Source organism: Streptomyces sp. NPDC041122, assembly GCF_055592445.1.
On record NZ_JBVIYQ010000001.1, the window covers coordinates 1,438,717 to 1,448,127 of the forward strand.

Genomic DNA, 9,411 nt, shown 5'->3' on the forward strand with positions numbered 1-9,411 from the left:
GACGCTCGTTGTGCGGGATGCAGGCTCCCTGTGGTCGCTCTCTGGCTGGCTCCGCTCACTCGATCGTGTGGAATTGGTCAGTACATGCAACCCTCAGGACCCCCTGGGGAGTCGACCGTCTTGACGAGAGGAGGTGCCGCCAGTGATCGCGAACGTATCGGCCCACCGGCGGGCGAACGCCTTCGCCCAGGCCCTGGACGAGCATTCCGACCAGGGCCCGGCGGCCGAGAAGTCCGAGGACTCCGCGCCCACGTCCGCGACCGCGGCCGCACCCGTGGAGTCCCCCGAAACCACCGCGGCCCGTTGTGAACCGACCGAACAGGGCCGCATGCTGGCCCTGGCGGACGGTCTCGACGCGCTGCCCAAGCCAGCCCTCGATCCCGAGGTCAAGGTCGTCCAGCGCGCCCAGCTCGTGGCCGCGATGGAAGCCATGATCCTGGAGGGCACCAGTCCGTCGGTCCCCGAACAGCGATCCCGCAAGGGTGCCCACCGAGCGGGCAGCCTGCGGAAGTTGCGGCCGCGCTCCCGTCTGTCCAAGGGCATCGCGGCGGGCGGCCTCACCGTCGGAGTCGCCGCGGGCGCCTTCGGCGGGGTCGCGGCGGCCAGCGGCGACGCCCTGCCGGGCGACTCGCTCTACGGCCTCAAACGCGGCATGGAGGACTTCAAGCTGGGCCTGGCCGACGACGACACCGACCGCGGTCGGATCTACCTCGACCACGCATCGACCCGGCTGAACGAGGCCCGCAGGCTCATGGAGCGGGGCCGCTCCGGCGCTCTGGACCACGAGTCGCTCGGAGAGGTCAGGCGTGCCCTCTCCGGCATGCGGCACGACGCCACGGAGGGCCACCGCCTGCTCCTGGAGGCGTACGAACGCGACGGCTCCCTCGGCCCCATCCAGGCGCTCTCCGCGTTCTCCCGGTCGCACCGCGAGGCGTGGAGCGACCTCCAGGGCCGCCTCCCCGTCCAGCTGGGCGACGTGGGCGCGCAGGTGAACGACGTCTTCGACGCCATAGACGAAGAGGTCGACCCGCTGCGCTCCCTGCTGCCCCGCACCCCGCAGAAGGGCGGCGAGACCGGCCGGGCGCCGCAGCACCCCAGCGGCACCGAGAGATCCGAGGGGCGCACCTCCCACCCCTCGGGCGGCGGCAGTTCGCACGGCAGCGGCCCGAGCGACGACAGCAAGCCCCGGCCGAGCACCTCGCACAGCAAGGACGACGGTCTCCTCGGCGGCACCACGGGCGGCCTCCTCGACCCGCCCACCGAGAAGAAGCCGACCCCGGCCCCGGCGGACGGCAAGAGCAAGCCCGGTCAGGACGACTCCCCGGCCAAGCCGGACGTCACCCTGCCCCCGCTCCTGCCCGACCTGCTCCCGGAGTTGGGCGTGGACAGCGAGGACGTCCCGTAGTCCTCGTCCGTACGTGATCGGGGCGCCCTCCTGGCGGGGAGGGCGCCCCGATCACGTGTGCCGGGAAGACCTAGAAGAACACCGACCGCCGCTGCACCAGCAGCTTGTACAGCGAGTGCTGGATCTGCTCCCGCACCTGGTCCGTCAGGTTGAACATCAGCATCGGGTCCTCCGCCGCCTCCGGCGGGTAGCCGTCCGTCGGGATGGGCTCGCCGAACTGGATCGTCCACTTCGTCGGCAGCGGCACCGCGCCCAGCGGCCCCAGCCACGGGAACGTCGGCGTGATCGGGAAGTACGGGATGCCGAGCACCCGCGCCACCGTCCTGGCGTTGCCGATCATCGGGTAGATCTCCTCCGCCCCGACGATCGAGCAGGGCACGATCGGGGAGCCGGTCCGCAGCGCCGTCGAGACGAAGCCGCCGCGGCCGAACCGCTGGAGCTTGTAGCGCTCGCTGAACGGCTTGCCGATGCCCTTGAAGCCCTCCGGCATCACCCCGACCAGCTCACCCCGCTCCAGGAGCCGCTCGGCATCCTCGGCGCAGGCCAGGGTGTGCCCGGCCTTGCGGGCCAGTTCGTTGATCACCGGCAGCATGAAGACCAGGTCGGCGGCGAGGAGGCGCAGATGCCGGCCCTGCGGATGGTTGTCGTGCACCGCGACCTGCATCATCAGGCCGTCCAGCGGCAGCGTCCCGGAGTGGTTGGCGACGATCAGCGCCCCGCCGTCGGCGGGGATGTTCTCGATGCCCTTCACCTCCACCCGGAAGTACTTCTCGTAGAAGGGGCGGAGCAGCGACATCAGGACCTGGTCGGTGAGCTCCTCGTCGTACCCGAAGTCGTCGACCTCGTACTCACCGGTCAGCCGGCGCCGCAGGAAGGCCAGGCCGCCCGCGATGCGCCGGTCCCAGCCGCCGCCGCGCGGCTCCGGGGCCCCGGCCGGCCCGGGGCCGGCCGGCCGCGCCTCCTCGGCCCGCGGTCCCTCCTGCTGCCCGTCCTGCTGACCGGGCAGCGCCTTGACCCCGGCTACCGGATCGCCCGGGCGCCGGGGCGCGGACCTGCGGCGCGCCGCGCGCTGCGCGCTCCCGCGCGAACGGTCGTCGTCGAACGGAATGACCTTGGCGTCCGCCATCGTTGACGCTCTCCTCAGTTGGCGCTCGGGTGGCCGCCCGCGAGGGGCAGCGCGGCGATCCGGTCGACTGCCCCCGCAAGGGCACTGGGCGGCAGCAGCCCTGGGCCCCGGCTGCGTACGAAGTCCGCGAAGGCCTCCGCCGTCGTGTACTTCGGCCTGAACCCCAGTGTCTCGCGCATCTGCCGGGTCGCCACGACCCGGCCGTGGGTGAGCAGCCGGATCTGCTCGGGCGAGAAGTCCGTCATGCCGACCGTGCGCAGCGCCGAGCCGACCCAGGTGACGGCCGGCAGGAGGACGGGGACGGTGGGGCGGCCGAGCCGGCGCGAGCACTGCGAGAGCAGCAGCTGTCCGTCGCCGGCGATGTTGAAGGTGCCGCTGTTGAGGGTGCCGCGCGCCGGCTCGTGCGCGGCGAGGCGGAGCACCTCGACCGCGTCGTCCTCGTGGACGAACTGCAGGCGGGGGTCGTAGCCGAACACGGTCGGCAGGACCGGCAGCGAGAAGTACTCGGCGAGCGGGGAGTCCGCGGCGGGCCCGAGGATGTTCGCGAACCGCAGCACGCACACCGCGACGTCGGGGCGGCGCCGCGCGAAGCCGCGCACATAGCCCTCGACCTCGACGGCGTCCTTGGCGAAGCCGCCGCTCGGCAGCGACTTGGGCGGGGTGGTCTCGGTGAACACCGCGGGGTCCTTGGGCGCGGAGCCGTACACGCTGGTGCTCGACTTCACCACGAGCCGCTGCACCGTCGGCGACTTCTGGCAGGCGCCGAGGAGCTGCATGGTGCCGATGACGTTGGTCTCCTTGACCGAGCCCCGGCTGCCCCGGCCGCCGCGGCCGAGGGCGGTGGCCGTGACGTCCATGTGGACGACCGTGTCGACGGCGTGCTCGGCGAGCACCCGGGCGATGGTCGGCTGGCGGATGTCGGCCCGGACGAAGGAGGCGCCGCCGAGATGGTGTTCGGGCGGGCTCGCGTCGACGGCGATCACCCGGTCGACGTCGGGGTCACGCTGGACGCGCCGGACGAACCGTCCGCCCAGCTGCCGGGCCACTCCGGTCACGAGCACGACCTTGCCCAAGATCAGCGCCTGCCTTTCCCCAACCCTCGCCGCGCCACCGTCGGCTGCGTCCCGGCCCACGCTAGCGGGTGGACGTTGCGCTGTGATGTCCGTGCGTCCGGAGAAGGCCCGAAAACGCCGAAGCCCTCCCGCCGGATGACGGGAGGGCTTCGGTCCACGCTGGTACAGCGGCGCTTACTTCTTGTTGCGACGCTGAACGCGAGTGCGCTTCAGCAGCTTGCGGTGCTTCTTCTTGGCCATCCGCTTACGCCGCTTCTTGATAACAGAGCCCACGACTACCCTCGCTCACTTCTCTTCACTCGGTGCGGGGCAGCAGACTGGGCCCACACGACCTACGTCGGCCTAGCCTACCCGTCCCGGCGTGAGGGACGTAATCGAGGGGCCATGGCCCCTGCGCGAGGGGCCCGCGAGCCCCTCGCTCAGCCTGCTTCGACCCCCACGTAGGACTCGCGGAGGTACTCGTGAACCGCCTGCTCCGGGACCCGGAAGGACCTTCCGACCCGGATGGCGGGCAGATGACCGCTGTGCACCAGCCGGTACACGGTCATCTTGGACACTCGCATCACCGAAGCGACTTCCGCCACGGTCAGAAACTGAACCTCGTTCAGCGGCCTCTGGTCTGCACCCATGACACCCCACCTGAACCTTCCGCATATGACGGGCACCGGCTTCCCCTTCCGGTGACTCTTCGTCGCTATGCGCTCACTCCCCAGACTAGGGGCGGATGATGCGAGTGGGGAAGAGGAGCAGCCATCGGCCGCCTACTGTGACAGACACGCTCGATTGAGTACATAGCGAGTAAGCGGTCGGTAGTAATCAGACCGCACAGCGTCATCAAGCGGAACGACGACGGACACCTGCCCCTCGGCCTCTCCGACGAACAGCGCGGGATCATCCGTATCCGCCAGACCGATGGCCTCGAACCCCAGCTGACCTGCTCCGCAGACCCATCCGTGGTCCCCGACGACCAACCCGGGAAGCGGTCCGCCGGCCTCCGCGGCGGCATCCAGAGCGGCCCGAACCGGCAGGGGTGAGTGGGTGTGTGCGCCGGGCTCACACCCGGTGGGACGCACGCCGGGTTCGCGCACCAGCGCGACTCCTTGTACGTAGTCAAGGTTGTACGTGCGTAGGCCGAACCGGGTCGTTATGTCGACACTGCTGCCCTGCGCGGGGGTGAGGACAGTGCATCCGGCCGCCGACAAAGCGTCCGCCAACGTGGCGTAGAACCCGAGCAAACGGTGCGGATGACCGGTCCCGAGGAGCACCGGCAGCTTACGCCGGGCCGCGGCCGCGAGCCGTTCCGCGAACGCGTCGAGCGCCGCCAGCGTCCGCTCCGGATCGATGACGTCGGTCCCCGTGGTGAGCCGGGGGTCGGGGCAGACCCCGCACTTGTCCGCCATCAGGCGCAGCAGGTCGCCGGCGCCCCAGCTCCGCTCGGGGTCGAGCCCGAGGGTGAGCCGCGGGTCCCGGGCCGCGAAGAGCCGGTAACTGCGCAGGCTCTGCTCCCGGGAGGTGGCCACGGGCCCGGCCAGCCGGGCCGCCAACAGATGCGCGCGCAGGGCGCCGGTGCTCAACACGCAGCCGATGCTGGCGCATCGAGGGCCGCCCGTCCTCAAAAGCACGGAAACCACCCACAGTTGGGCTAACGCGCCCATAATCCGGCGGCACGGGCCGGGGGTTCGGCGCACCGGCCCCACCGCCGCCCTACGGCAACAGCCCCCGCAGCGGGAACGCCGCGCGCCGGGCGGCCCGCACCGCCTGGTCGAGCCGGTCGGCGGGGTCGTACCCCGACTCCCAGCCCCGCCACTCCACCGGCCACCGCCCGTCCGTCATGCGGCCGGGCGCCAACTGCCGGGTCCGCGCGAAGACTTCCTGCCGCCAGGCCTCCGGCACCGCCGCCGTGGGCTCGACGGGCCGCCCCGCGGCGATCCCCACGAGGTGCGTCCACGACCGCGGCACCACGTCCACCACCGCGTATCCCCCGCCGCCCAGCGCCACCCACCGCCCGTCCGCGTGCTCGTGGGCCAGCTCGTGGCAGGCGACCTGCACGGCCCGCTGCGCGTCGAGGGAGACGGCGAGGTGCGCGAGGGGGTCCTCGAAGTGCGTGTCGGCGCCGTGCTGCGTCACCAGGACCTGCGGCCGGAACTCGGCGAGCAGCTCGGGCACCACGGCGTGGAAGGCCCGCACCCACCCCGCGTCTCCGGTGCCGGCCGGCAGCGCGACGTTCACGGCGGACCCCTCGGCCGCGCCGTCCGCCCCCGTCTCCTCCGGCCAGCCGGTCTGCGGGAAGAGCGTGCGCGGATGTTCGTGGAGCGAGACGGTCAGGACCCGGGGGTCCTCCCAGAAGGCGGCCTGCACCCCGTCCCCGTGGTGCACGTCCACGTCGACGTACGCGACCCGCTCGGCGCCCAGCTCCAGCAGGCGCGCGACGGCCAGCGCCGCGTCGTTGTAGATGCAGAACCCGGAGGCGGACCCCGGCATGGCGTGGTGCAGCCCGCCCGCGAAGTTCACCGCGTGCAGCGCGTCCCCGCGCCACACCGCCTCGGCCGCGCCGACGGACTGCCCGGCGATCAGCGCCGACACGTCGTGCATCCCGGCGAAGGCCGGGTCGTCCTCCGTGCCGAGCCCGTACTCCCCGCGGGCGGACTCGGGGTCGGCGGAGGCGGCCTTGACCGCGTCCACGTAGTCCCCGCGGTGCACGAGGCGCAGCGTCGAGTCACCGGCGCGCTTGGCCGCGACCACGTCGAGCTCCCTGTCGAGCCCGAAGGCGCCGACCAGACTTCGGGTCAGCCCGAGCCGGACCGGGTCCATCGGGTGACCCGGGCCGAAGTCATAGCCCGTTACTGCCTCGTCCCACATCAGCTGTGCGCGGCCGCTCATGCCCGTCACCGTACCCGTCCGCCCCCGGGGCGAAGGAACGGGCGTACAGCAAGGTCAGAAGGACCAGCACCAGAGGAACGACCATGGCACCCCGGTAGTTCCAGGCGTCCCCGAGCCCGCCCACCAACGGCGAACCGATCAGGAAGCCCACATAGTTGAAGACATTCAGCCGCGCGACGGCCGCGTCCGAAGCTCCGGGGAACAGCCTTCCCGCCGCGGCGAACGTCTGCGGAACAATCACGCACAATCCGAGACCGAGCACCGTGAATCCCGCGATTCCCACCCAGGCCCCGGGCGCCACCGCCACCACCGCGAACCCCAGCGCCGCCACCACCGACCCGGCCCGCACCACCGCGGCGGCCCCGAACCGTCGCACCCCCAGATCCCCGAGCCCGCGCCCCACCAACGTCATCACCATGTAGACGTTGTACGGAACCGTCGAGACCTCCTCGGAGCTCCCCAGCACGTCCTGAAGGTACTTGGCACTCCAGTTGGAGACGGTCGAGTCACCGATGTACGCGAACGTCATCACCAGGCAGAGCGGCAACAGCACCGTGAAGACGACACCCCCGCCGTCGCCCCGCGCCCCGGCCCCGCCCTGCTCCTCCACCGCGTCGGCGTACCACCGGCTCCCGGCCAGCACGGCCGGCAGGAGCACCACCACGACCGGCAGATACGAGACGAAGAGCGAGAGGTCCCAGTGCGCCCCCGCCCAGGCGAGCGAGGCGCCCACGATCCCGCCGAGACTGTACGCGGCGTGAAACCCGAGCATGATGCTGCGCCCGTAGGCCTGTTGAAGACTCACCCCGAGCATGTTCATGGACGCGTCCAGCGCCCCCACCGCGAGCCCGAACGCCCCGAGCGCGACGGCGGCCTGCCACAGCGCGTCCCCCGCGCCCACGCCCAGGAGCGCGAGCAGCACCACCGGCTGGGACCACCGCAGCACCGCACTCGGCGGCACCCGCTTCACCAGCTGCTCGGTGCCCACGCTCCCGGCCCCGGCCAGGATCGGCACCGCCGCGAGAAAGACGGGCAGCAGCCCGTCGGATATCCCGTAGCGATCCTGGATCGCCGGTATCCGCGTCACCAGCAGGGCGAAGGCCACGCCCTGCACCAGGAAGGCGAACGCCAGCGAGGCCCTGCCGCGCCGCAGCTCATCGGTCATGGCTGCAGAGCGTAGGGCCCCGGACTACCCGTGGGTAGGTGGATCACTCAACCAATTTCAGCGGCCGGCTACGGCTTCCTCGACCAGCTTCTCCATCGGCACGACGACCAGGCGGCCACCGGCGACGGCCGTCACCGTGATCACCCCGGCCGCGAGCACCCCGCCCAGCCACACCATGGTGTCGACGGGCAGCGTGTAGGCCCCCACGACCCGCAGCAGCGCCTCGCCGAAGAGAGCCGCTCCCCACACCACGGAGAACGTCCGCTCCAGCCGTGCGAACGGGCCCCGCACCGCGGTCAACCGCTCCCAGGCCGCGTTCCGGGCCGCATCCCCCTTGGTCACCCAGGGCTTGAGGGCGGTGGTCATCAGCGGTCGCCCGGCCACGACCGACAGCAGCACGGCGATGCCCACGGTGGCGGTGATCCCGCTGTCCTTGGCGAGCATCAGCCGCGGATCACCGGCGATCAGGCTCATCAGCAGCCCGACGATGTTGGCGGTCAGGATCAGCGCCGCGAGCCCGTTGACCCGCCGCTCCTTGACCAGCCCCCACGCCGTCCGCCCAGCCGGCACCACACTGCTCCAGCCCAGCGCGGCCAGCGTGCTCATCCCGAACCCCTTGCTGAGCAGGTAGTACGAGGCGGTCGGCACCAGCGCGTCGAGCACCAGCGGCTTCAGCGACTCGATACGGGCCGTGCGCGCGTCGTCACCGGCACCGGCGACGGCAGGGGCGGGGGTGACGGCAGAGGGCTTGATCTCGGTGCGGACCTCGGTGCTGGCCTTGGTGCTGACCTCGGTGGCGAGCTGGCTCATGATCAGGTTCCTCCGTCGGGCTGCGGCGTGCGTCCGGTTCCTTCGCGACACCCTCAGCTTCGCTCCCGGCACCCGCCGGCCGACAGAAACGATCGTCCGCACCTGGCGGTGACAAATGTCAGGGCCTGGGCCAGGCCGTCGTCATACGAGCAGGTCAGCCAACTCCCCCATGTCCCCGAAGAGTTCAGTGGCCCCCGCGAGACGCTCCGCGGGCGTCATGCCGGTGAACCCGTAGACGTCCATCCCGGCGGCGACCGCGGCCTGCACGCCCAGCGGGCTGTCCTCCACGACGACACACTTTTCGGGCGCGACCCCCATGCTCGCGGCGGCGTGGAGGAAGAGGTCGGGCGCCGGCTTTCCCCGCCCGACATCCTCGGAGCTGAAGATCCACTCCTCCTCGAACCACGGGTCGAGCCCGGCCTTCCGATGCCCGACGCGGATCCGCTCATGGCTCCCGGAGGAGGCGAGGCAGTAGGCCACACCTTCCTTGGTCAGCCGCTCCAGCACGTCCACGGCTCCGCGCACGGGCTGCAGCTCCCGCTCGAAGGCGGCGAACACCCGCCCGTGCAGTACGTCGTCGAAGTCCGCCGGCAACCGCCGCCCACTCCGCTCGAGAACGAGGTCGTGTACGCGGTGGACAGCGGCCCCCATGTAATCGCGCAGGGACTCCTCGTACGTGGTGGGATGACCCAGTTCGGTCAAATAACCCGAGAGGATGGTGTTGGAGATCGGCTCACTGTCCACGAGGACGCCGTCATTGTCGAAGATGACCAGGTCGTAGCGCATATACCGACCCTAATCGGTCGCCGCACACCCCCGGAACGCAGAAAACCCCCGCACCATAAGGTGCGGGGGTCTCCCGACTAAAAGGAGTTCGGCGGCGTCCTACTCTCCCACAGGGTCCCCCCTGCAGTACCATCGGCGCTATGAGGCTTAGCTTCCGGGTTCGGAA

General features: G+C 71.4%; 10 protein-coding genes and 1 rRNA gene. 1 reads left to right on the forward strand and 10 read right to left on the reverse strand.

Annotated elements, in window-relative coordinates; genetic code table 11:
- Positions 1 to 142 precede the first annotated feature (142 nt).
- Complete coding sequence (locus ACZ6B8_RS06400; protein ID WP_471084003.1) at positions 143 to 1,405, forward strand: DUF5667 domain-containing protein; 1,263 nt, start codon at positions 143 to 145, stop codon at positions 1,403 to 1,405.
- Positions 1,406 to 1,475: 70 nt separating this feature from the next.
- Here the strand turns inward: ACZ6B8_RS06400 and ACZ6B8_RS06405 are convergent, their stop codons facing one another.
- The 10 genes from ACZ6B8_RS06405 to rrf form a co-directional block, all read right to left on the reverse strand.
- A complete protein-coding gene (locus tag ACZ6B8_RS06405; RefSeq protein WP_471084000.1) occupies positions 1,476 to 2,531 on the reverse strand; it encodes a lysophospholipid acyltransferase family protein in 1,056 nt (351 codons plus the stop codon).
- Positions 2,532 to 2,545: 14 nt separating this feature from the next.
- Positions 2,546 to 3,604, reverse strand: coding sequence for an NAD-dependent epimerase/dehydratase family protein (locus ACZ6B8_RS06410; RefSeq protein WP_471083998.1), 1,059 nt, complete (start codon positions 3,602 to 3,604; stop codon positions 2,546 to 2,548).
- Positions 3,605 to 3,778: 174 nt separating this feature from the next.
- Positions 3,779 to 3,877 carry a 30S ribosomal protein bS22 gene (locus ACZ6B8_RS06415; RefSeq protein WP_003948845.1) on the reverse strand — a complete coding sequence of 33 codons (99 nt, stop codon included), beginning with the start codon at positions 3,875 to 3,877 and terminating at the stop codon, positions 3,779 to 3,781.
- 146 nt (positions 3,878 to 4,023) lie between these two features.
- A complete protein-coding gene (locus ACZ6B8_RS06420; RefSeq protein ID WP_471083996.1) occupies positions 4,024 to 4,233 on the reverse strand; it encodes a helix-turn-helix domain-containing protein in 210 nt (69 codons plus the stop codon).
- Between the two features lie 132 nt (positions 4,234 to 4,365).
- A complete protein-coding gene (locus ACZ6B8_RS06425) occupies positions 4,366 to 5,181 on the reverse strand; it encodes a phosphatase (RefSeq protein ID WP_471083994.1) in 816 nt (271 codons plus the stop codon).
- A gap of 127 nt (positions 5,182 to 5,308) precedes the next feature.
- A complete protein-coding gene (locus ACZ6B8_RS06430) occupies positions 5,309 to 6,484 on the reverse strand; it encodes an acetoin utilization protein AcuC (RefSeq protein ID WP_471606430.1) in 1,176 nt (391 codons plus the stop codon).
- The gene (locus tag ACZ6B8_RS06435; protein ID WP_471606431.1) at positions 6,435 to 7,649 is read right to left on the reverse strand and encodes an MFS transporter; all 1,215 of its coding nucleotides are present in this window, start codon (positions 7,647 to 7,649) and stop codon (positions 6,435 to 6,437) included. Before ACZ6B8_RS06435 ends, ACZ6B8_RS06430 begins: the two co-directional genes overlap by 50 nt.
- A gap of 57 nt (positions 7,650 to 7,706) precedes the next feature.
- The gene (locus tag ACZ6B8_RS06440) at positions 7,707 to 8,459 is read right to left on the reverse strand and encodes a VC0807 family protein (protein WP_471083988.1); all 753 of its coding nucleotides are present in this window, start codon (positions 8,457 to 8,459) and stop codon (positions 7,707 to 7,709) included.
- Positions 8,460 to 8,600: 141 nt separating this feature from the next.
- Positions 8,601 to 9,245 (reverse strand): HAD family hydrolase, encoded by a 645-nt coding sequence (locus tag ACZ6B8_RS06445; RefSeq protein WP_471083985.1) that lies wholly within the window; start codon positions 9,243 to 9,245, stop codon positions 8,601 to 8,603.
- Positions 9,246 to 9,331: 86 nt separating this feature from the next.
- A 5S ribosomal RNA gene (gene rrf, locus ACZ6B8_RS06450) occupies positions 9,332 to 9,411 on the reverse strand; the annotation flags it as partial.